The sequence below is a fragment of the Bacteroides sp. K03 genome (assembly GCF_019734355.1).
In the GTDB taxonomy this organism is placed as follows: Bacteria; Bacteroidota; Bacteroidia; order Bacteroidales; family Bacteroidaceae; genus Bacteroides; species Bacteroides nordii.
This window is the reverse complement of the sequence record NZ_JAASHC010000008.1, coordinates 102,597-128,726: the sequence shown is the minus strand read 5'-3', so window position 1 is coordinate 128,726 and position 26,130 is coordinate 102,597. Positions and strand designations below refer to the sequence as shown.

Here is a 26,130-nt window from a genome sequence, read left to right as displayed (position 1 = left end):
GTTAATGTATTAATTATCTGTTTTTTATTATACGACAAAGATAGAGGAGTTTTGGTTCGCCGGAAATACCACACTTGTGGTAAATTCGTACTATGAATGAGGGATAAATGTCATAAATGACCGTTACAACTTTGCCACACTCACCTTCCAGGCATACAACATCACCACTATAAAGGAAAGCAAAGGTACGATAAAGGAAAGAGACATGGTAGTCTGATCTGCCACATACCCCATCATCAATGGCCCTACCGCTCCGCCAACAGGTGACATCATCAGATAAGAAGAAGCACGTTTGGTGTGCTTACCCAGTCCCCGCAAAGAAAGAGCAAAAATAGTGGGGAACATGATAGCCTCAAATGCATATCCTAAGAAAAGTGCTACAAGAGATACAATCCCCACATTCAGTACAATCAGCAACGAGGTGATCACCGTACACACAGCACAAAATAACAGCACTTTCTCTGCACGAATACGTTGCATAATCCAACTACCGGCAAAACGTCCGCACATGAACAACCCCAAGCCTCCAAAAGAAAGCACTATAGAAGCATCGCGGGCATTCATCCAACCATCGTCAACCACGTAGTTTATAAAGAAGCTATTAATAGAAATCTCCGCTATCTCATAACAGAACAGGGCAGCAATACCAAAAATAAAGAGTTTGTGTGACCACAGGCCTTTTGCTTTACCTTCTCTATCAGCCTCTTCTTCATGAACAATCTCCGGCAGCCTGATCTTAGAGAAAACCATAGCAACTGCCAACACTACAATCCCCATTAACGTATAAGGCAAAGATATTGCAGCCTCCCCTTCTTCAGAGAAAAGTAATAATCCACCTATCAATGGTCCGCAAATACATCCCAATCCATTGAATGACTGAGCTAAGTTCAAGCGGCTGGCAGCAGTCTCTTTATCCCCCAACTCCGTCATATAAGGATTGGCAGCAGTCTCTAAAAATACCAATCCACAAGCTATGACAAACAATGAGAACAGAAAGAAATTGAACGACATCCAGTACTCTCCGGGAATAAAAAGCAAAGATCCCAATCCATAAAGTAGTAACCCTAATACTACTCCACGACGATAACCGTACTTATTGATAAATAATCCGGCAGGAATAGCCATAACAAAATATCCCAGATAGAACATAACCTGCACCCATGCAGAATGGGTACGGCTGATGACCAGTACATCCTGAAAATGTTTGTTCAGCACATCAAGAATGGCATGGGCAAATCCCCATAAGAAGAATAAAGAAGTAACCAGAATGAAGGGAACACGATATTCCCTCTTTACCAATGCATATCTTTGCTTTTGCATAACTTCAATCTAAATAGACATGCAAAGATAAACAAAAAATAAAAATCAATCTTATTCGCTTGTCTCTGTCTTGGGATACTTAGTATTATTTATAAATCAAACCTAGTTCAATAATACATTACTTAATTTAATGGAGTAAACATCACTTCAATAGCCAAACTTCTTTTACCTTCTAATTCAATAGCCAATTTTCCAAAGCCTTTATTCTCGGAGTTCTTTGTCAAAGGGAAACTGTCTTTCAGTAAATAAGTTGCAGGGAGAGTTTGGAAAGAAGCATCCAAGGGAGAAACGATCTCAACCTTCATCTTTTTATCTGCCATGGTAAGAATAGCAATATGTCCTCTTTCCTGTAACTCTATATCAGCTTTCGTATGCATAAACCACCACACAGAAGAATTAGGATCACGACATTCCAATAAATCTTTTACAACCATGTATTTTCGCTTCCTGTCCATGCCTATTGTCCGGTTATATGAAATCAAATCCCGTTCATAACAATCGGTTAAGTCAAATGTATAACAGCTTTTTTCCTTTTTGTTTTCTGACGATTTCATAATCGCAATACCATTCTCCTTTTGTTCCGGTCGTATAGTAGGATTTACAACTATACAATTTTTACCTTCCGTTCGTAGTCGATAAAAATGCCAACGTCCCGGTTCCGTTTGTTCATTTATAGAATCTAGATAATCTGGAGAAGTTTTCTGACTAAAATACCCGGGATAAGTATAATTATCACTTCCGAGATTACCATAAGCAAACACTTCTCCTAATGCTTGAATGTAAAAAGAACCCGCATCAAGATGTCCGTGATTGGCATTATTTGCACCACCATGTATAGCAATATACATAGCATCTGACGAATCCCAATTTTCGCGGATAGAGTATAATTCTATGCCCCGAATAGCGTTATCAAGCGGAATAGTTGTAGTTTTTGCTTTTGTAACAAGTTCAGGATCATAAAAATAAATATCTTGCCATTGACAACGGCCATTTTTCATGCATAATTCTAAATGTTGTTTTGCTAATGCCGGATCGTTATAATATCGGGCAAACCATAAAAAAGAAGTATCACGTGAATAGCGTAGAGGATCATCTCCAATATTTAGACTTGTTACAGGTCCTGACATTAAAAATGGGAACCAACCGGTTTTGCGTAATCCCGCAATATCAGCCAACCCATTTGTCGTACCCAATGTATTAGTCATTGCTTCAAGACCTAAATTTGTATACATTAAACCGTATGACCAGTACATCAATCCTTCTTCACTTTGTCCGTCGGGCTCAAATTCCACGAGGTAATGGGGCAAACAGTTCATTGCTGCTGCTATGACCTGTGATAAAAAATCAGGATTTTCTTCGTACATAGCCAGTGCTGCTACTATAAGCCCACTATTACAAATTCCATTCCAGTTATTATTTGCTAAATACCATTTCCATACACTTTTTTCTCCGTCAATTTGATATTTCCCAATGTTCAATGCGTGTTTTAGTACCCCTTCTTCTAGTATTTTTCTTTGATCAGGAGTCATATAATTATAAAGTCCGTCATAAACGAATGCAAAATTAAAAGCTCCAATTCCCGTATCAAGAAAATGACGATCGGCTCCCCAGTCAGGATATTTGCAGAATATAGCAAGTTGTTGATAGCATCGATCGGCATATTTGGTTTCACCCGTCATTTGATACATAAAAATTAGATGAGGGGCTTGAGTTGCAAATTTATGTATAGAAGGTATGCGAAGTCCTGCATCATCCAAATAATAATCTAATAATGGCTCTTTTAAAATCTGATCAGCTTCTTTATGTGCATTTTCCGCATACATTACTACAAATGGATCATTTTGTGCATATAATTGTTTGATCCGATCAATAGTCCGTTGATTATAAAAAAGTCTTGGATGTACACCTTGTAATTCTTTACGGAATTTATTTTGCACTTCATTGGCTGTATTTTGTTTGAATGTCAATTCTTTGTTCCCATATTGGGTGGAAAATTTTAATTGTGCCTGAAGTAAATAGGGTATTAGGAGAAGTAAAATAAGAAAGTAATATCTCATAATATTTTTTATTTTTATTAACCATGAATAATAGTAGTATAAAAGAGGCCAACGATAAATAATTAGTCTCTTTTATATTACGCTAAGCTATTCCCATCCAGAATTCTGAATCAGTATTCCCTTGCTTTTGGCTATCTCATTATAGGGTATAGGATAAAGATACATTTTCTCTTGGAATATTCTATTTTCTACTTTAAAACGTTCGTATGTTGTTGTACCTCCGTTAGTTGAGATCAGTATTCCCATTAATGGTTTATTTTCTGTGACATTCGCGATTTTCCAACGGCGTACATCAAAGAAGCGCTGATCTTCAAAAGCCATTTCTACTTGACGTTCACGTTGAATATTAATACGCATATTTTCTTTGTCAAGACCAGATTGAATAGGTGGCATTCCGACTCTATCACGAACCAAATTAATCGCTTCCCGGGCAGATAAAGTTAGGTTAGTTGTACCGATTACTTTAACATCGGGTCCGACCGATTCATTTACTGCTTCAGCATAATTTAATAGTACTTCTGCATAGCGCATCAATACCCATGATTTAGCTCTTGATTCTGATTTGGATAAATCGAAATTTTCAACCAATAGTTTTCTCAAATAGTAACCTGTAGTGGTAGCTCCATACTTTACTCCAATGCCATCAGCTCCCCCCATATAAGACTGTACTTGACGTGCACTGCCATCAATATTTTTTCCTAAAGTCGAACCATTAATAGCAATAATCATATTAAGGCGAGGATCTCTTTCTTCATATGGATTATCTGTATTCTTTAATTTGGAAGGATCAAATACAGTACCGTTACTGTACTCAAAAGCATCTAATAGATTTTGTGAAGGACATATACAAGCACCTCCTCCATTGACCATCCCTACAGGATAATTAGCCTTTTCGAACGTGCTTCCTGCCTTTTCGAAAGGACGGGTCATTATGATTCCAGTATTTTTCCCAGCAAAAGGAACAATTGCATCATTATTGGCCTGAGCTTGGAAAAGTCCGTTATAATTAGAATATAAATAACGGACATGCTGACAATTTTTATCCGTAAGAAAATCATAACCTGCTAATGCAGCCTTTTCCCATTTACCGATATCTTCAGTTGGGTTATGCAACGGACTGGCCGCATAAAGCAACGCTTTTAGTTTTAAGAATTTTGCTACAGGTTTCTCCAGGCGACCTAAATTGGTATTGTCTTTACCTTTGCCTCCTTCACCATCCTGCCACTGATAATTTGCCCAATAGTTTGTTAAGTCTTTATAAACTACATCACATTCATCAGCAATAAAATTGACGCATTCATCAAAAGAGTTACGTGGTAAATCCAAATCATCTTCAAGTGTAAGAGAATGCTTTACCAATGGGACTCCACCATAACGTTTGATGAGTTCAAAATAAAAATAAGCTCTTAATAATCTGACTTCCGCTCTCAATTTTTTAAAATCATCACAGTTCTTTAAATAAATATCCTTATTGCTTGCAATTAAAGTATCTTCATATAAAATGTGTTTGTATTCCTCTGTCTTTTCGAGAAATAAATTAGCGTGACGGATACCTTTGTAGTAATGTGCAAATACATCATCAGGATTGGAAAATTGGTTCCAGGCACCGGTATTAAATTTTTGTACGTTTGATTGTTTGGCAAAATCTGCTTCATCACAGGCTGCGGCTAAGGAGGCACCTCCATCTAACCCATTATATGGTCGTAAATAATTATATGCTCCTAATCCCCAAGCTTTCAAATTATTGAAACCGGAATGAAGGAACATTTCTTCATCGTAGTTATCATTAATTTTTTGGTCAAGGAAGTCATTACAACTCATGAATGTGAGAGTAGCAACGATCCCTAAAAATATATTTGTTATTCTTTTCATAATTTGTAATATTAGAAATTAGAATTGGACTGAAAATCCCATATTATAACTTTTCATTACTGGATATTTAAACATATCCAGTACTTCCGGATCTACATTTAGTTCGGATATTTTGTCCCAAGTGAATGGATTTATTACGCTGACAAATACTCTGATTTTCTCTATTTTTATTTGTCGGGTGGCATTTACTGGTATGGTATATCCCAGTTCAATATTTTTCAGACGCAAATAGGAACCTGATCTTTGCCATAGAGTAGAAGGACGGTAATTGTTATTATTCTCTTCGGTTGTTAATCTTGGGAATAGAGCAGCATCTCCTTTTTCGGGAATCCAATAATTGTCTTTTACCCATTGAGTTGGTTTTACACCACCATTAAGGAAAGGAATTATTAAATTGTTATCCAACAGAGATACAGAACGATTACCTGCTCCTTGAAAAGATATAGCCAAATCGAAACCTTTGAAACCAATACCTGCATCAAATCCATAATATATTTCAGGGTAGGATGTATGCCCAACAGGAATACGGTCATTATCATCAATAAAACCATCATTGTTTTGATCTTTGTACTTGATATCACCTGGTTGAACATTACCGAACATTTGTTTTGGACTGTCTACAATATCTTGCTCATCTTTAAAGAAGCCGATAGCTTCTAAAATATATGGTTGATTGATAGGCCTTCCTTTGGCATATAAATATTCTTCATTGGCAGGGCGGTGATTTTCTTTGATATCTATTATTTTATTTTTTGCATAAGAAAAACGTCCACCCAGATAATAAGAGAAGTCTCCTACCCTATCATTCCAGAATGCTTCAATTTCTATACCTTGATTTTGCGTTTTCCCTTCATTCATATTATTAATGTCAGCCCCTAATAATGCCGAGATATAGTTATTAGGTTGTACATAAATATCATTTCTTTTTTCGAAAAAATATTCAGCAGACAGACTTAAACGATTAAATAATGTCATTTCTGTACCAACATCATATTTTAGTGCTTTTTCCCATGTCACGAAAGGATTGGCAAGTATACCTTCTTTATATAATCCGGGACTTTGATCCAGATTCTCTCCGAATAGATAATTCCCTCCACTTACATAATTCTGTTGATAGATAAATCGTCCTACGGAACCTGTACGGTCATTTCCTACAAGTCCTATGGAAGATTTTAATTTAAAGAATGTCAAAATGGTATTATGTCTCATAAATTCTTCATTTGAGATTATCCAACCAGCGGAAAAAGCGGGGAATACTCCAAAACGATGATTGACAGGGAAGTTTTCAGAACCGGAATAAGATATGGCAAAACCTCCGAAATAACGATTATTGTAACTATAGTTCGCTCTTCCTAAAATATTCTGTTTAGCATAAGGCATTTGATTCCCGGCGGCTTTGTATAATTCCTGAAAGTAGTTTAACGAAATATCTATTTGATGTTTATTAAAATAATGGCTATAGTCGGCTCCTGCCATAATTGTTGTCCGATTCCATTGTGTTCCTGAATTTTGTGAATGTGAGAAGCTTCCTTCACTTCCCCGGGCTGTAACATCATATGGCATCTCATTTTCAGGTGTTATACCCGGAATAATTTTATCAGGGCGAGGAGTTAACTCTTCATATGCTAATCCGCGTACTTTATCGAAAGTCATATAATAGTTATTGCTAAAGCCTATTTGTCCATAAATAGATAATCCCGGTGTAAGAGATTCTAAATTGGCTATCATTTTAACACTGGTATCAATTGTTCTTTCATTGATTGATTTATATCCTTTTTGCTGTATGGCAGCTACTGGATTTTCTGCATATTTTTCAACACCGCCCCATGCCCCGGATGGAGTATGTACTGCATATGGTAGAAATACCCCCATTGTCTTCCAGATTGTATTTTCATCAGCATTCGGGAAGATTTTATCTTCAATTACTCCTCTGAATTTTACTTCCGAACTTAGCCACTTTGTTAGTTGTAAATCGATATTCGTCCGTATATTATATCGCTTTAAATCATAATTAGAATTTGTAGTCCCATTTGTATGCGCGTATAATCCTTGTGTATCCATGAAACCTAATGCAGCATAATATTTAGCAAAATTGTTTCCTCCCGAAAACGTTAAAGCGTAATTATGAACAAAAGCAGACTTTTTTAATACTTCGTCATACCAATTGACATCCGGATATAAATAAGGATATTTTTGGCTTTTGAAATAATCTACAATTTGTTGGTTTTTAAAATATCCGTTCGAGATATCTTTTCCATCACTTTTCATTGCTTCATTATAAAGTTCTGCATAATCGCCATTTCCTAATAATTCCGGTAGTTGAGTAGCTTGTTGCCATCCGAAACGGGTTGATAAACTGATTTTTACTTTTTCATTGTTTATTCCTCGTTTTGTTGTGATCAACAATACCCCATTAGCACCTCTTTGACCATATAAAACAAGAGATGCTGCATCTTTTAAAAGAGTTACAGATTCTATTTCGTCAACGAGCAAGTTCGACCACTTTGTTTCTACTCCATCTACCAGTATCAGGATTCCATTATCCTGAAATGTTTGTCTGCCACGTATCATTAAATCAGGGGCATCGGTATTTCCTTGTGAACCTCCTTTCTGAACGACATGTAGACCTGCTAATTTTCCTGATAAAGCATATCCTAGATTAGAGCTATACATTGGTTTCAGTTCCTCTCCACTGACAGATGTGGCAGAATGTGTTGAGTGTTGTCTTGAGATTTCCCCTCGGTAGGGTTCCATGACTTTATGTTCTAAGAAGTTCTTTTCTGCGAACTGTGTTTTAATCGTATCTACGTTTTCCGCCTTCTGAGCTAATAGAGTCACAGGCAAACATAGAACAAATAAAAAATTTATATAGTTACATATAGTTTTCATTGAGCATTCTTGAATTTAGTATTTAACATCCATTTATAACTCCCAACCGGGATTTTGCACAATAATTCCTTTGTTAACTTCATCTTGAGGGAAAGGATATAGATACATTTTATCTTCCCAAATTCTATTTTCAAAAGGTTCAATGGCGTAGTACAGCCAGCTGTCATTATCTTTCTTTTGCTGAGCCGTCCAGCTTTCTTGCGGAACTTTGTATTTATTATATGCTTTTTCCTTTAAGCTGAATGTATAAAATTCACCTTTCATAATCCCCTCTTCTCCGGCAATTAACCAGCGTCGAACGTCGAAGAAGCGATGCTCTTCTGCATATAGCTCGACTGCTCTTTCACGGCGAATTTCTTTTTTCATATCTTCATAACCTAAGTCATTTTTTATTTTAGGAAGCCCGCCGCGTACTCTTACTTCATTGAGTGCATTTAGCATTTCGGTGATATTTCGGTCAGTGGTACTTTCGTTCAATGCTTCGGCATAGTTTAGATACATTTCACTCAATCGGAAAATGGGCCAGTTTATATCAAGTGTGGCATTGGTACCATTTACTTGATTTATAAATTTTTTAAAATGTAGACCATTGGGTACACCAGGACCTAAGATTGGCCCCGAACCGGAAACTCCCGGTGTAAGGTTGCCTGCTCTATCCATTTTTTGATAGACAAAATAAGCAGTATCTGCACCCCGGCTGGCATCCATCAATCCGGTTTCCGTATATTTTGATCCGGGCCACCAAATGGAAGCCTGCAGACGAGGTTCCATTTTTTTCATTATTTCTTTAAATTCGATAAAACTACCTTCTTGCGGAAGTTCTACATCATTCCCCTCCAGATCTCTGAACTGTTTAAGAAAATTCATAGGCATGGCATGTGAGGTATTCCCCCATGTGTAATAAATTGGACAACAGAAACGTACCAAATTCCACCACTTTTCGTTGAAATATGGCGAATAATATGAATGAGAGCGATCGAAATAGATAGTTTCTTTGTTCCTTGGATCAAGTGGTTTGCATGATGCATAATTATAGCTTTCTATTTTACCCAGTCCTCCATCATCCAGTAATTCATAATTGTTTGCTTTTGCCCAGTCTAAGACTTGTCGGCCGGCTGTAGCGGCTTTATCCCACAATGTAGGATCTTTCTTTCTATAACATATTAACGAATCTCTTTCGTCACCGTATGATAGGTACGGTTTATCCGTGTTGAACAATGGACTGGCAGCATATAATAAGGTTTTTGACTTCAGTGCTAATGCCACTCCTTTATGAACGCGTCCGTATTCTGATGTTCCCCAGAAATCATCTTTTAAAAACGGGTATGCTTCTTCACAGCTTCGCACAATAAAATTGACTACTCTCTCCACACTTTGACGGGTTCCGGAGGGAACTACTATGGCCTTGTTAACTCCGTTTACACTTTCTATCTTCACAGTTGGGGCTTGGTCCATAATAGGAATTCCTCCAAAACGTTTGAAAGCTTCAAAATGCATCAATGCCCGTAGCACTTTGGCCTCTGCTCTGACTTGCTCACGTAGCTCTATTGTCCAATTATAAGAACCACTCGCACCTAATGGCACATTATCGACATTATCTATGAAAATAGATGCATTTCGCATACCCTGAATAGCACGTGTAAGGTTAAACTCTTCTTGGTTCTGAGGTCCCCATGTACCTACGTTGAATTGGTGAGAACGATGTGAGTCTCCATATTGGTCTCCTTCATCACAGGCTCCTATTAATAAGCCATCTACACATCCTGCATCGGAAAATCCGCTACCCCCTTCTCCTGTAATAAATCCATCTACTATGCAAGTGGCATACACATTGAATAAGGCTTCCATAGCCCTGTCCGGATCAGAAAAGACGTATTCTTTATTGATTACGCTACCTTCCGGTTGTTCCAAAAAATCCGAACATGAACTGAATGATAGTGAACCGACTATTAAAAAAGCCGTAATCACTTTATATTTTGATTTATTCATACCAATCTTTAAATTATATATCATCAAAACTGAATATTAATTCCCATATTGAAAACCCGCATCATCGGATAAGCATTTCCGTTACTATCAGCTATTTCAGGATCAAAATAAGACATCTTTGTCCAAGTACACAGGTTCTGCCCATTGACATATAATCTCAGATTTTGAACCGGTGATTTTTCTCTAAATTTAAAAAGATAAGCAACTTCCACATTTTTCAGACGCAGATAAGAAGCATCCTCCTGCCACATGTTAGAGTATTGGTAATTGTGTTTTGTTCCTTCCGGTGATTCACTCAATCTGGGAAGAGAAATTGGTAATCCTTGTTCATATCTTTCTTGTGTCCAGCTTTCTTTTGCTGTTTCGAAAGCCGCTTTTGTTCCTGCTACGAAGGGCCATGCTGCAGTTCCCGACAAATATGTTGATACATGGCCTGCTCCCTGAAATAGTGCGGATATAGAAAAGTTTTTCCATTGAAATCCAAGAGAAATACCATATACAATTTCCGGGACATTTGGATAACCAATATTGACTTTATCATTTTCATCAATGAAATTGTCGCCTGTAATATCTTTATACTTTATATCACCCGGACGTAATCCGTTACCTTCCCATTTTGATCTGGGCCTGTCTGGATCATTGACTTCTTCCCACGTATTATAAAAGCCTTCGGCAATCAAGCCTTTGGGCTGTCCTATACGGGATCCGGTTTCATACAATCCGGGGTATTTTTTAGGAGCTTCGTCTTTATAAATGATTTTATTTCTTGCAAAAGAATAATTTCCGTTTACCCAATAAGTAAGTCCTATACTATTTATTTCATCTTTATAACCAAATTCAAATTCGTAACCTTTATTCTCTGTTCTTCCTACATTGTAGGGAGGTACAATTGAAGGGTCACCAAACCAGAGAGGTAAATTAAGAGAATAAAGAATATTAGAGCGCTTTTCTATGAAATAGTCGGCACTGAAATTTAAACGGTCTTTGAAAAATCTTAAATCCAATCCCAAATTCGTTTTTTTGGCTTTTTCCCATGTTACATAAGGGTTACCTAATTTGGATTCTTTATATCCGCTATATTTTGTTTGACCTGTTCCGAAATAGTAGCCAGGACTGGATACTCGTATATAAGCATCAGGCAAAAATAAAAAACGCTCTCCACCAATACGATCATTACCAACTAATCCATATGAAGCACGTATCTTACCGAAACTTAAAATATCGTTTTTTGGAAAGTAAACATCTTCTGTAAATGCGTAGCCAACGGAAAAAGATGGGAAAAAACCAAATTGTTTTCCTTTGGCAAAATTTTCGGAACCGTTATAACCGGCATTAATTTCGGCCATATACCGATATTTATAGTTATAAGTTGCACGTGCTACTAAACCCAGATAATTGTAGGGTAATTCATTCTTACCATTATAAGTTCTTTCAGCAGTACCGAGGAACAGGGCACTCACGTTATGCCCATCAAAATTGTTATTGTATTCCAAAGCCACTTCACCATAAATGCGACGATTTTTATCATAATAGTCTGATGAAGTTTTTACCGGACCCTCGTATTGATTAGGTATAATAATAGCCACAGGTTCTTCTACAGAGGAATTTGGGTCTAACTTAATATCATACATTGGAATCTGTTTGCTACGGGAAACTTTTTGATAGTAATAGTTGTCATAAGCAACTTTCCCTCGTACAGCTAATCCCTTAATGAGCTTGTCAAGCTTATATCGAGCTGCTATATCAATGTTTGCTCTGGCTGTAAAATTTTCATTAAATCCCTTACTGAGCATTTCATAAAGAGGAGGATTTGATATTTGCCATTTTTCAAGCCCCTGGACATTTCGTATCATTTTACCATCAAAAATGACTGGAGACATAACAGGATTTGCTGAAAAAATAGTTCCCATAATAGTTTTTGCATCTGAGCCAGCGTAGTTAGATTCTGTCATTTGTACCCCGGACTTAACGGAAATCGTAAAATCATTGGTAATGTTAAAATCCAAATTAGCACGTACGTTGTAGCGATTGTATTTGGGATTAGCACTGAAATCTTTGAAGAAACTTCCCATTTCATAAATACCCTGCTGATTATAATATCCCAATGATACATAATATTTAGTCCGTTTGTTCCCTCCTTGTACCGAAAGATTATGCTGATGTTGTATTGATACATTTTTCAGCATATAATCCATCCAGTTGATATCTGGATGAAAAATAGGATCATCACCATTTTTATATCGTTCGAGATCGTAATCAGAAAATGGATAATTTACCTGTTCAGGATCCGTACTGTCCTGGTATGCAGCTTCATTGCGTAAACTTGCCCATTCATATGCATTTAATAGTTTAGGCATCCGTATTGGATTTTGTAAGGCAACATTGCTGGTCAATGATATCTTTGGACGCCCTTCCTGTCCTGTTTTAGTAGTGACAATGATAACACCATTAGCTCCGCGAACACCAAACACTGCAGTAGACGATGCGTCTTTCATCACGTTTATAGACTCAATTTCATTGGGGTCTAATCCTGATAAAGAACGTTCTACACCATCCACTAAGATTAATGGTTTGGCATTACCATCAGCAAATGTTGCTATACCCCGGACATAAATTTCCGCATCGTCACGTCCTGGCTCACCCGAACGTTGAACTGTTGTAATACCTGTGGTGCGCCCCGCTAAAGCATTTCCCGCATTAGCGACAGGGGCTTTTAATATTTCTTCGTTTTTAACCGATCCTAATGCTCCTGTCACTGATATTTTAGCTTGAGAACCATAGCCGACCACTACAACCTCATCAAGCTGTTGGGAGTCCTCCTCCATAACTATAAATATAGGAGTATTTTTTTCAACAATTATTTCTTGAGTTTTATATCCTAAATAGGTAAATACTAATATAGTTCTTTTTTTAGGTGTAACAATTGAAAAATTACCATCCAAGTCTGTAATACCTCCTGTAGAAGTACCTTTAATCAGTACAGATACACCGATTATAGGCTCACCTGTGGCATCTTTTACGGTACCTGTAACTGTCATTGTCTCTTTTTGCTGTACAATCATATTATTGTCTTTGGCCGAACCTTCTGCGTTTATGTCTATTAAAGGTGCAACTAAACAAAATAATATAAGATACTTGCGTTTTAATACATGTTTCAGATTCATATTATTAAGTTATAATGGTAAAATACTTTTAATCTATAATTTTATCAATTCCATTCATTGATCGGAACAGAGGGATTATTGCTTGCACTATTATTTGTAATTTCCACAGTAATAGTAGTTGGACCACTTACATTTTGTAGTTTAATCTGTAATTTGCCATACCATTTATTTATTTGATTTTTTTGTTTCATAATTGATGAAAAAATGGGACGTGTTTCGTCCAAATAGTTGATATCTGTTTCTGTGTTATTTACAATTTCGAATGCTGCATCTGCGGGTGAAACTATTCTTATAATAGTACTCTTACCACTCTTGAGACAAGTTGCCACTTTTTTATCATTTGAAAGAGTCATACTTCCCGTTTGTGGAGTATGCCCAAGCCAATATACGGTTGAACCATTTTTTTTAGGAGTAAATTCATCTTGAATAGTAATAGTTTGAGTTACCCTGTTTAGCTTAATTCCCCGTATATATTTGTTCATATCACGTTTGTATATATCACTCATATCTAATATATAGAAACCACTATTATTTCCGGAATTTTGATTGGTCAGACGAGCTATCCCCTTCGGATTTTGTTCCGGACGGGCATCTGGATTGACAACCAAACAACTTTTTCCTTCAGTACGGACTCTGTAATAATAGAATCGCCCGGGAGAACTGGCTGTAGTAGTGGAATTACTTTCATAATAAGGTGCAGTTTCATCAAAGTAATCAGCAGGATAAGGATTTGTTGTACCCAGACTACCGATAAAAATGCATTCTCCATTAGCCTGAACATAGAATGAACCGGCATCTAAATGCCCGTGACTGGCACTGTTATCTCCCCCATGCATACCCACATAAAACGAATTAATATCTGAATTATTCTGGTTGATATACATATAATCCGCCCCTTTAACATACCCTTGTAATGGGATTTCGCTGACTATTCCCTGGTTAACTAATTCCGGATAATAGAACAAAAGGTCATGGTATCCATTCATCATTCCTTGGCGACTTATACATTCGTCGTAATGTTTCTTAGCCAGATTGGGATCGTTAAAAAAGTGAGCAAACCAAAAATAGGATAGGAATTTATTTGTTTTACCGTAGTATAAATAATCATCCCCAAAGGTTGCTGTTCCTACTGGTCCGGATACATTATATGGAAACCAACCTGTTTTTGAAATACCGTTTAAATCTGTTAATCCATAAGTTGTTGTCAGGTTTCGCTGCATAGCTTCCAATGCCAGGAATGCGTTGGTTAATCCGTAGGACCAATACATCAGTCCTTCTTCACTGGCCCCATCCGGTTCGAAAGATTGCATATATATCATCATTTTATTTGCAGCTAAGGCAATCAGCTGGCTCATGAAGTCGGGATCTGATTCATAGACAGCTAATGCCGCACAGATAAGTCCTCCATTGCATATTCCGTTCCAGTTGTTATTACTATTATACCAAGCCCATGCTTGTCCTTGTCCGGTTTCTATTTGTATTTTACCCGGTTCCAGTGCCAGACGACGAAGTCCGTCAATTAGCTCACTTCTTTGTTTATCATTTAAATAGTCATAAATTGCGTCATAGGCCATTGCAAATCCGCGTGCTCCAATTCCGGTATCGAGAAAATGGCGTGAGGCCCCCCAATCTTTCCAACTGCACATAGACTGCATTTGTCTATAACAACGTTCTGCATACTTCACATCTTTTGTGAATAGATAGGCTAAAGATAAAACCGGTAAATCGGTATTACCTATTTCATGGATTGTACTTATTCTTAAATTAGCATCATCCAATTTCCAAACTTTGAGTGGTGCTGAGAGTAAATTTTTGGCTTGATTTATGATATCTGCATAAGTTCTTGCCGCAAATTTTCGGTCGCCATTCACCACACTCATAATTTCAGCAATTCGTGCTTCGTTATAGAATAATCTGGGATGGATACCTTCTACTCCTGCTTTTAAGAAACCTTTTGTAACACTGTTTTTATCGATGGGAATTTTATCGGAAATCGGTTCGTCCGACTCTTTCTCTACATTGAATGAGTAATTACTTTCGAACTCTTTCCCACCTAACTTTATTTTAATAGGATAATTACCTGATGTAATATGGGCAGGGATCACGAAAGTGATTGTATTTTCATCGCCTCCAGATGGAATGATTTCGTTTTCACCCAGTAGAACTAATTCATACGCAAAATTTTCAGCAAAATTATTTCCGGTAATCGTAACTTGCGTGCCTGATCTTCCAGAAAGAGGTGAGATCTTCTCTATTGTTGGAATTTGAGTATCATTCCCATTATCTGTAACGTTATCTTTACATGCAAGAAGAAAAAATAGAAATATGAAGGGATAAAATATTCTCATATCAGTAGATTTAAGAAAAAGCAAAAGAGTGGTTCACACGGAGATCACCCTCCTTTGCTTTACAATAAATTTATTTTAAAATTTTACATACAACAGATTCGTTTCCACGTTCGACTTTTATTATATAGAGCCCTGCATTTAAAAGGGGTATATTGTATTCTGCATTTGTCTTGTTATAAATCATCATCCCAAGGCTATTAACAATAGTCACTTTATCAGTATTCTGTATACCTTCGAGATGTAATATATCATTTACTAAAGATATTTGAATATCCAACGTTACTACATCTTTTAATCCACTTAGAACAGAACCGTATTCATAAGCTCCCATATCGGGGGCTATTCCACTTATTCTCTTATTTCCACATATGTCGGTAATGAATACATCGGAATAAGATTGAGTATTAGGATTGGCTCCATTAATTCGAATAGGAATGTTTCTGTCTGTTCCGGTATTTATGCAAACTGAACCTTCTTTCAAGCTCCAGTCTGAATTTGAAATTTCATCCCAATCACCTTCCAGTAATTCTACACCACTAAAAGAAGTGGGTTTCACGAAAATATCATCTAAAGAATAATTAGCAGAAATCAGATTGTCTTTGAAATAATTTGTTAGATAGTCATCTTTAGCTGTTGGGTCATAACCTTTAATAGCTTCTGCACCTTCTTCTTGTATGAGATTATTAAACGTTGCCAATAATGGACCTTGTTTTTGATAAAGTTGTGAAACTCCGCCTTCATTACCAATAATAATATTATTTTGAATACAGCTCCAGCCATTCCAATCACCCAAGAATAAACCTCCACAACTACTATCCGAAGTATTATTGGCAATAACACAATTTATAACGTCGCCTACCGAACCGTTTTCAATAAATATACCTCCACCTTCGTCACCAGCATGATTATTAATAATAACACAGTTGTAAAGACAACCCGCTATACCAGGAGCACCTGCTGCCTGACATTTTTTCATGGCTACACCTCCGCCTTTTTGCCAGGCTTTTCCTTCGGTAGTGTTATTACGAATGACACAATTTGAAAGGACTGAACGATAAGATATAAACGCTCCCGCTCCTAAGTCATTTCCATTTTGAATATAAAAACCGTCCCAAGTTGTTGTATATTGGAATAATATATCCTGATTTTGAAAAAGGACACGTGATTTTTTCTCTCCATCCAAATAAGTTTTATTATTTTTCAAATCTCTTATTCCATTGTCAACTGCGGAATATGCCCCATATACATTAACTCCGTCTTTCATAAGGAAACCTCCGTAATAAGTACCGGCAGCTACCCGTACTTCTCCTTTATCTGCATTAGCCTCTACTTCATCTACCATGGCTTGTAAGTCACCCGAAGCATTTTCCCAAGACGTTCCGTTGCCTGTAGCATCTTGCTTCACATAACGGATAATTTGTTCTGCATCGACAGTAAAAGAATTTACTGTTAAGATACAAATTGCAACCAGCAATACTTTTGTAATTTTTTTCATGAAATGTAAAAGTTTAAAAATTAAACAAATATAAATTACTTTATGACAAAGATAGTGGATTAGAATATTGACACATTCCACTATTCAGTTCAACTATTGTATTATTTTGCTTTGATTATTCTCCAAGTTCTTTTATCTATATAATAAAGTTGGATTATGCATCAAGCAATCAAAATAATTAGCCGCAAAACTTTTAGATCCATCCGGACGGATAAGCCAGAATCCCCTCATTTCATCGGTCTTTCGTGTATCATTCAGTTTTCTTAATTCTTCGTTTTTAGGCTCATTACAGTAAAGTTCCCACTGAATTATATAAGGTACATTGAGTGATAGGCATACAGCTATATAAGTATCCCAGTTAGCTACTATAACCTCCTTAGTAGTCAGACCTTCATACCGTTGTTCAGGTATACCGATTTCTCCAAGAAATACTTTCTTCTCTTTATTCATATATGCACTTGGAGTAAAATTTTGTTTTACAAATTCAATACCTTTATAAAGGTTTATCCCCTCATCCAATCCCGTTGTAGAAAGAGCATCATAACATGACCACGATACCATATCTACCCGAACTTGTGGAAGTACCGAATTGATAATGCCCGGAATACCATTCATGCTATCCATCACCTTATTGGCTTCAATCGCATGGTATATTTTGCATTTAGAGTACCATATTTCCGAACGTGCTCTTTCTACGCCTCTTTGGCGGGCATTGAACCATTTTATCATACTATTGATACGTTGAGTCGAATCCGAAGGAACAAGAACTGTGTAACGATCTCCATCTACAGCTTTAATAAGTTCACCGGCTTTACGTGACCAACGAGCCTCATCTCCTGTTCCTCCGCGCATAATCCAATCACCCTCCCAATTATGTAGTACAAATTCAATTTCCTTATTTTTATATTGTTCAAGTAGATATTTAGAAAGTTCATAAATTTCATCCTCTTCCTGAATAGCTGTTTTATCAGTCGTATTGACTCCGGCTCCAGGGATACTCAATGCAATTGTACTAAAAGACATATCAAAACACGTCTTGTAATATGGGTGTTCTGCCAATTGTTTTAAAGTAAATTCTTTGGGTAAACTCCAGTTTGAGTTATACGGATATCCCCCTCCTCCTTTATTAAACCATAGCTTTACCACTCCATATCCCATTTCTTGCATTTTTTGGCATCCCTCTATAATATAAGGTTCTTTAGTGAAGTAATATTTGCCACCGACGTGAGTAGCTCCAAGACGTTTATACATATCTGTTGGAACCGGATATTTATTGGTAGGTTTGTGTTCATTAATAATGGATAAAATTTCTTTATCCGTCAGGCATTTCATTTCATTTTTAACCGAATTGCATGAACATACATTCAGCAACATTGAGAAAAGGAATAAGATTGATTCAATTTTTCTTTTCATAATATTAGTTTTGAGGAATTTTTGTATTGCATACTAACTTGTACAATACAAAATTACGGTAAAAGTTAAAGTCAATATGGACATATTTTGCTCAAACAATATACTATTTTGCCAATTTACTTTTGCAGAATAATATTATGATTTAAGAGTGCAGAAATTTTCATTCATATATAAAAACATAATGGAAGAATCGTATATGTGATTTTAGACTATAAAAGTGAAATATACACTATAAAAAATGGACTGACGAATACCGATAAGTATTATTATCAAGAATTCATGTTCCTATCCGGGGTAAATTATATAAAAGATATGGAATACGTATCTGTCCGAAATATTAGTAATACAAATCCTTTAAGTTATACTTTTTTAGTTCCAATTGTCTGTACGAAATGGTACAGCCGGTAAATCGTCGGAATTATATAAGTTTACTTCGGGATTATCAGCCCAACCGTAACGTAACGATACCGGATTGGGTACTTTGTCAGAATATACAACAATCGTTTCTCCTTCTATGTATGCCGTATCAGTCCAATAAAACTGCTGATCACTTCCAGCTATTGCAAACGATTTGGGTTGATTTCCATCTTTTGTTTTTAATCCGCCGGAAACATTATCGAAATAAATACGGATTTTATCTCCTTCAATTTCCATTTTACGGAAGGTGGGTCCCCTTCCAATGATCGAAGCATCATAGACAAGTGACTGTGCCTGCTGATAAAGTCTCCGCCCTACATCAAGTTTATTACGTGGATGAATATCGTTTGTTTCACCAATATCAATTGTAGTAACTAATCCCGTATTAGGATAGCGTAATGACATGGCTTGGGCCTCACGCAATTCTGCCCATTTAGACTCTAAAGGCTCGGATGCTCGTTTCATATAATTTGCCAATTGAATAGTAATAAATGGTAAATTACCCTGCTTGAAACCAATCCGCCAACTTTCTATCAGTTTAGGTAACAGACTTTGATATTGCTTGGCCTTTCCTACATTATTTTCTCCCTGATACCAAAAAATTCCGCGCATACTATAAGGCATTAATGGGTGAATCATTGCATTGTAAATTACGGTATGAGTATTATAATAGTTTTGCCAGCCTGGTAATTCTGGTTCAAGTGTAGCATTAAATTTCCATGAATTATCCAACCTGAATGATTGCATACCGTTTTGCGTGGTAAGAATGAGAGGCTGCTCGTCAGTACCAAGCCAGGCACTGCCCCAATGGATTACTACGCGTGCTGTAAGCTGGTTTTTGCGTTTTAACAGGCGTGCGGGAAATTCGAACTTTTTGCTAGGTAGTGGAGTTAGTTTGGTTCCATTCAACCAAAGTTCAATGTTTTGTACATTGATACTTCCGTCAAGCAATAAAGATTGTTTGGAGAGATTGGCTGGAACTTCAAAGTCCGTACGTAACCATGTCACCCCCCAATAATTATTGAGTTTCATCTTATTCGTATTTACAGGAGTATCCACCGTCAACCAATCATCATCTTTATAATTGGGGCTGAATACTTTCTTACGAATACCATGATTTGCATGTGTAGCGATACTGTCACGTATACGGTCATTCTTCTGGCTTTGGCATACATAATTCTGCCATTTTAGGCTATCCGTGTCAAATTCTTCAACCCATTTGGTATATGCATTATGGGTCCGGAGTACGTCAGCACTCATCCAGGCCTCAATATCAGTAGCTCCCCAGGATGCGGAGATAATACCTATCGGTACGTTGTGATGTTGATAAAGTTCCCGTGCAAAATAATACGCGATAGCAGAAAAACCTTTGACATGTTCCGGTGTACAAACTTCCCAATCAACGGGTGCAAGTTTTTCTATGGGAGTGGAGTGGGTTTCGTTTGGTACGTTAAGAAAACGTATCTGTGGATAATTTGCATCGGATATATCCTGATCTGTATTCGGACCTACTCCGTTTTGCATTTTCCAAGCCATATTGGATTGTCCTGATGCGAGCCATACTTCGCCAATATAAATGTCTTTTCTTTTTATTTGTTCATTATTACTTTTTACAATTAGCTCATAAGGTCCTCCTGCGGAACAGGCAGGTAGATAAAGAAGCCATTTTCCGCTACTGTCTGCACGACCATATCCCCGATTATCTCCTATTTCGGCCACTACAGTAGCATTTGGGAGTGCTTTTCCCCAAATAGGGATTGGTTTTTCTTGTTGTAGTACGCCATGGTCTGAAAAAGGAAAAGCTAAATATAAATTGTTTGAAGCCAAACTGGGTATAACTATGATAATTTTGAATACTAACAATATTAATTTGACTTTTTTCATGATCGTACCTGTTTAAAATGAATTCCAGTTTTTTGAATAGTATGCTTTATCTATTTTCTGGGCCAGTTCTTTATCCCCTTTCTGTAAGGCCACCTGTTTCATATCATGATAGAGGTAGAATGCAAGCCAATAGCCATATTGATAACGTTCTTTTACTGAACGTGGATGACGGTAAAAATTATACCATTCTACATTAAGGCGTTGCTTTTTAGCAATCTCAACTACTTCTTCCGCCTGTTTCCACATATTATCTGATACGGTTTTAAAAAGTCTATGCATATCATCATACGACTGTCTGGAAGTATCGATAATTGTATTCCGGTCGTCAATACCCAGTTCCAGTAAAGAAATGCGTTCTTCAAAATGCCGGTCACCATCCAAGTCATATTCTATAAGATCAATGAATCCATTATTATCGGTATCAGTATATTTTACCAAACCAAATTTCTCCGGATCGGGATTCATGCGAAAATAATTCCATTTGTCGTATAACCCTCCGAAACCTTGAAAATTGTAGGCTGTCTGGTCAATTCGCCAACATCCCCATTCTGCCCCATAAAGATGTATACGCCCATCGAAAGTTCCCACATAAAGACTTCCTTCACCTGAATTATCCAAATCCCATTCTCCGCGGTCACCTATTGCATCCGATTGGGCATTGTTGTCCAGTCCTCCCTTGTGCAGACCAATGGCATATAAATCTTTGGGCTCATAAAACTCTACCCTTTCCCAACGATTACAATCGTCATCTTCATCGAACACAAACCAACATTGGTCGTATTTTCCTTTTCCACGTTTAAAAAGTAATTCCAGTGCTTTTTTCGGGTCAGGATAAATTAGTTCAGTTTGCTGTCGCCAGCGTGGGTCGTAAATAAGTTTATCCGCTTCGGGTAATCCACGGAGTTTTTTGAAAGTATGTACCTGATCTGAATAATCGAATCCTTCTCCTCTAAAATGGAGGCTCATATCAAAATCGAACTCATTACCGGGACAGTTGTCATTGTCCAGATCCCATGACAGGGCAGCCCAATCTATTTTCTGAGTAAATTGAATTTCATAACGTTCGTCTATATCTTTAAAATGTGGCGAATTTCCTTCTTTAGGACGAAAATAAGGAGTATCCACCATTCGAATCGAGAATTCTGATAATCCATCGCCATCCTGATCGAAAAAGATAAAAGGATTTTCCCAATTATACCTCAAATCAGCAATATTGAAAGTTGAAGCATGCATCTTTAGAAAGAGCGTATTACCGTGATAGTCGGTAAAGAAATTGCAATGCCCACTGTGTGCCCAACACATTAATCGGATCTGGTTCCAATCAATATAATTATGAATTCCATCTTTCTCGTTAAAATCTATGATATACATGAAATCGGCACCCCAATCGAAATAACCGAATTTCTCTCCTTTTCCATTAGATACCACCACTTGAAGATCGGCAATCCCATCGTTGTTCTCATCAACCCAGTCAAGACATAAATCCATAGGGCCACCGAATACTCCATCGCGATTGAGATCTATCAGCAGACAGTCATCTATCATATCTCCTTCGGTATCTCCATATTCCATATTGTCATTATCGTCTATCCACATAACCGGGATATCACCAAATATGCGGGTAATAAGTATGTCCGGGTCGCCGTCCTGATCAAGATCAATATATTCTACCGGAGCATTTATCATAGGCATACGCCAAGGGGTGAGTTGTGTGTGCGTGTTCCAATAAGCAATGGAATCAGTGGTCTGTGCCATCATTCCGACACAGAGCCACCATCCAAAGGTGATTCCAAAAACAATCTTCCAACCTAATGTTTTATTCATATTTCAATAAGATTTTGACAAAGTGAAAATGCCACTATAAACAAGCAGCTTTCTTCTGCTCTTAATAGAGTATCCTGTCTCATAATATATAGTATGTTTTTTCATGAATGGTATTATAGTCGCAAAGTTAGGGCTTTAGCTATATCTATATGAATACTTTACGGCATAAGCATGATACTATTTTGCTTTTTATTTGGGATTTAAATAAAAAGACGTAATATTGTAACCATATTAATCTATAAAATACTGATATAATGAAACGCATTATTCGGGAAATAACCCCCATTAATAACGATGATTTTTTCGTCTTATTAAACCACCCGACCGCAGGATTTGATTTTCCTACTCATTATCATTATGAGTTCGAACTTAATATGGTGGAACATTTTGAAGGAAAACGTATTGTAGGCGACTCAGTGGAAAATATCAATGGTTCGGATCTGGTACTGATTGGTCCAAATACTTTTCATGCCTGGGAGGCTGATACAGAGTTTCGTACTCATGTTATTACAATACAGTTTAGTTCTGAATTGTTTGGTTCTTCTTTTATCAACAAAAATCTTTTTCGTCCGGTAAAGGAGTTACTCGATCTCTCTGCACGTGGTATCGTCTTTTCAGAAGCGGAACAAAAACGTATTTTGCCTCGTCTGCTTGCTTTGGCGGACAAAAGGGGCTTTGATTCGGTAATCGATTTTCTGATTATTTTGAATGAGCTTGCTATTTCGCCTGATAAACGGGTATTGTGTAGTCCGAATTTTACTCAGAATCATTATGAGGTAAAAAGTAGACGCATTAAAATCATACATCAGTATCTACAAAAGAACTATAGTAAAAGAATCACTGTCGGAGAAGTTGCCAAACTTATTAATATGACAGAATCAGGATTTTGTCATTTCTTTAAAAAGCGGACTCAAAAGAGCTTTATTGATTTTCTGAATGACTTGCGTGTTGGTGAAGCCGCCCGTATGTTATTGGAAACGACAAATACCATATCAGAGATTTCATATAATTGTGGCTTCAATAATATTTCCAATTTTAATCGCATTTTTAAGAAGAAAAAAGGTTCAACACCGACGGATTATAGGGAAAGAAATATGAATAAGATGACCATCTACTAAATTATAGCTTTTCATTTTTAGGATTGGCAAGGAGACGATTATATCTTTCAACATACTTACGATTCAGTGAGCGAATATTGCTATGCTTGGCCTATTTTACTGTTATTTCTCCTTCCAACCAAGGAGTCGTACCTAATTCTAGACTCCGGGCAATGGGTAAAGAAGTGGAAACAAAAAGTTTATGTGTTCCCGGTACCAGCATGCGATGTCCTTCCATATTGAAATCCGAAAAGCGGGCAGCAGGAATACGGAAAGAGTACTGATTTTCTTTACCAGGATTAATTCGGATACGCATAAAATCTTTCAAATCGAATTGCGGAGTCCGGAATTTAGCGTTTTTAGTCTGTTGATATAGTTGTATGACTTCTTCCGCAAGAACACTTCCGGGATTGCGGACGGAAAAGGACACCACCAGAGTATCGGTCAGAGTAAGGTATAAAGCCGACTTCTGTTTCTGAGAGTATGCCGGGAGTACTTTGATCTTTAAATTGCTTAATTCAATGGTGCTGTAACCCAATCCGAAACCAAACGGGAACATAGGGGTAACGGTAGAATATTTATAGGTCCTTCCTTCCATAGAATAGCTTTTATAATCCGGAAGTTGATTCTCATCCATTGGAAAAGTAATGGGCAACTTACCTGAAGGAGATACTTCTCCGAATAATATGTTTGCCAGAGCATCGCCTCCTTGCTCACCCGGATACCAAACAAATAATAATGCGTCGGATAATTGGTAAACCTCTCGTAAATCGACAGGACTTCCTCCCGTAACGACAACGATCAGTGGGGTATCTTTGATCGTTTCGCGCAACTCGCGTAAATATTTTAGTTGTGTAGCCGGCAGGGTGATATCTTTACGGTCACTATGAAAGTCTGAGGCAATGGCTTCCCCCTCTTCCCCTTCAGATAATGTACTTAACCCGATAACGGCTATTACTGCATCCGAGCCACGCGAGTCAGTAAATGCCCAGTTCTCACTATTCTTATTTTCCTGATTATATGTAAATCCTTTACGATATTCCAGTCGGGTTCCTAAGTCCACTTTGGCAGTAATTCCTTCCAGAATAGTACGTGCTTCTCCTGTTTGCCCGTTGTAATTGCCTAACAGCACATCGACATCTGAAGCATGAGGACCGAGTAGATAGAGACGTTTTATTTGGGGAGAAAGTGGAAGGGTTGGCATGTTGTTTTTTGAAGAAAGAGAATTTTTTAATAATACGATAGACTTCTGCGCAGCTTCGAGTGCCAGCATCTTATGTTCCCGGTTTCCCACAGCGGATAACGGAATCGCATTATAAGGACAATCTTCTTTCGCATCGAAAAAGCCCAGTTTAAAACGGGTACGATATATATTGGTTACAGCGCGATCAATATCTTTTTCATCTACCAATCCTTGCTTTACTGCATTTGGCAAGGCCCGGTAAGTATCTCCACAATTCAAATCGATTCCCCTATGTATGGCAAGGGCGGCAGATTCTTCGGGAGTTTTCGTCACCTTATGCCCTAAATGAAAGTCTTGTATGGCCCAGCAATCCGATACGACATGCCCTTTAAATCCCCAATCTTCGCGTAATAAATGATTAAGCAGGTCGTTGGCACAGGTTGGTTGTCCGTAAAGTGCCGAATAAGCCCCCATAGTTGCTTCAACATGGGCTTCTTTGACCAATGCTTCGAATGCCGGAAGATAGGTCTCATATAAATCCTTCATTGGAGGTTCGGCATTAAAGTTATGTCGTTCGCCTTCCGGTCCACTATGAACCGCAAAATGTTTCATGCAAGCCGCTGTTTTTAGGTAGTGTGGATTGTCTCCTTGCATACCTTTAACAAAAGCAATTCCCATTTGCGAGGTAAGCCAGGGATCTTCACCCCATGTCTCCATTCCTCTTCCCCAGCGTGGGTCCCGGAAAATATTTATATTAGGTGACCAGAATGTCAGCCCGGTGTATTGGGTACGGTTTTCCATTGCTTGTGCAGCATTGAATTTAGCACGTGCCTCATCGGATATTGCTACAGCCAGACGGTAAATCAATTTAGTATCGAATGTGGCGGCAAGTGCAATAGGCTGGGGAAATACAGTGGCACGTCCGAATCGGGCTACCCCATGAAGTCCTTCGCTCCACCAATTATATTCGGCAATTCCCAATCGTGGAATTGCAGGTGAATCATGTAGTAATTGAGCACATTTCTCTTCCAGTGTCATACGTGATACGAGGTCATGCAGACGTTCTTCCAAAGGGATACTCTTATTTTGATAAGGCAGTAACCCCTGCGCGGATACCATGAAGGAGATGCTGCAGAATATAATAATTCCCAATGTCTGCTTAAATAGTTTTTCCATAA

13 protein-coding genes are annotated in these 26,130 nt (G+C 37.5%); 1 reads left to right on the top strand and 12 read right to left on the bottom strand.

The genetic code is table 11. The features are described from left to right. Positions 1 to 123: 123 nt before the first annotated feature. From HCG69_RS08425 to HCG69_RS08375, 11 genes are all read right to left on the bottom strand, one after another. The gene (locus HCG69_RS08425; protein WP_221649689.1) at positions 124 to 1,320 is read right to left on the bottom strand and encodes a sugar MFS transporter; all 1,197 of its coding nucleotides are present in this window, start codon (positions 1,318 to 1,320) and stop codon (positions 124 to 126) included. Positions 1,321 to 1,442: 122 nt separating this feature from the next. Then, positions 1,443 to 3,377, bottom strand: a complete 1,935-nt coding sequence (locus HCG69_RS08420) for a hypothetical protein (protein WP_221649688.1) — start codon at positions 3,375 to 3,377, stop codon at positions 1,443 to 1,445. Positions 3,378 to 3,464: 87 nt separating this feature from the next. Beyond that, the gene (locus tag HCG69_RS08415) at positions 3,465 to 5,249 is read right to left on the bottom strand and encodes a RagB/SusD family nutrient uptake outer membrane protein (RefSeq protein WP_122201453.1); all 1,785 of its coding nucleotides are present in this window, start codon (positions 5,247 to 5,249) and stop codon (positions 3,465 to 3,467) included. An 18-nt stretch (positions 5,250 to 5,267) separates the two neighbouring features. Further along, on the bottom strand, positions 5,268 to 8,003 hold the full coding sequence (locus tag HCG69_RS08410; protein WP_221649687.1) for a SusC/RagA family TonB-linked outer membrane protein: 2,736 nt from the start codon (positions 8,001 to 8,003) through the stop codon (positions 5,268 to 5,270). Positions 8,004 to 8,171: 168 nt separating this feature from the next. Continuing rightward, a complete protein-coding gene (locus tag HCG69_RS08405) occupies positions 8,172 to 10,127 on the bottom strand; it encodes a RagB/SusD family nutrient uptake outer membrane protein (protein WP_195348920.1) in 1,956 nt (651 codons plus the stop codon). Between the two features lie 23 nt (positions 10,128 to 10,150). Beyond that, a complete protein-coding gene (locus HCG69_RS08400; RefSeq protein WP_221649686.1) occupies positions 10,151 to 13,291 on the bottom strand; it encodes a TonB-dependent receptor in 3,141 nt (1,046 codons plus the stop codon). A gap of 44 nt (positions 13,292 to 13,335) precedes the next feature. Next, a complete protein-coding gene (locus HCG69_RS08395; RefSeq protein ID WP_221649685.1) occupies positions 13,336 to 15,639 on the bottom strand; it encodes an IPT/TIG domain-containing protein in 2,304 nt (767 codons plus the stop codon). A gap of 70 nt (positions 15,640 to 15,709) precedes the next feature. Next, positions 15,710 to 17,134, bottom strand: a complete 1,425-nt coding sequence (locus tag HCG69_RS08390) for a right-handed parallel beta-helix repeat-containing protein (RefSeq protein ID WP_221649684.1) — start codon at positions 17,132 to 17,134, stop codon at positions 15,710 to 15,712. Between the two features lie 132 nt (positions 17,135 to 17,266). Beyond that, positions 17,267 to 18,547: a hypothetical protein gene (locus HCG69_RS08385; protein WP_221649683.1), complete on the bottom strand. Its 1,281-nt coding sequence runs from the start codon at positions 18,545 to 18,547 to the stop codon at positions 17,267 to 17,269. A gap of 369 nt (positions 18,548 to 18,916) precedes the next feature. Beyond that, positions 18,917 to 20,848, bottom strand: coding sequence for a sialate O-acetylesterase (locus HCG69_RS08380; protein WP_221649682.1), 1,932 nt, complete (start codon positions 20,846 to 20,848; stop codon positions 18,917 to 18,919). A 12-nt stretch (positions 20,849 to 20,860) separates the two neighbouring features. Next, positions 20,861 to 22,672, bottom strand: coding sequence for a hypothetical protein (locus tag HCG69_RS08375; RefSeq protein WP_221649681.1), 1,812 nt, complete (start codon positions 22,670 to 22,672; stop codon positions 20,861 to 20,863). A gap of 254 nt (positions 22,673 to 22,926) precedes the next feature. On the opposite strand from HCG69_RS08375, the gene HCG69_RS08370 reads away from it, so the two are divergent. Then, positions 22,927 to 23,790 (top strand): AraC family transcriptional regulator, encoded by an 864-nt coding sequence (locus HCG69_RS08370; RefSeq protein WP_221649680.1) that lies wholly within the window; start codon positions 22,927 to 22,929, stop codon positions 23,788 to 23,790. Positions 23,791 to 23,881: 91 nt separating this feature from the next. On the opposite strand, the gene HCG69_RS08365 is transcribed toward HCG69_RS08370, so the two are convergent. Next, entirely contained in the window at positions 23,882 to 26,128 is a 2,247-nt protein-coding gene (locus tag HCG69_RS08365) for a glycoside hydrolase family 3 N-terminal domain-containing protein (RefSeq protein WP_221649679.1), read from the bottom strand. Positions 26,129 to 26,130: the final 2 nt, after the last annotated feature.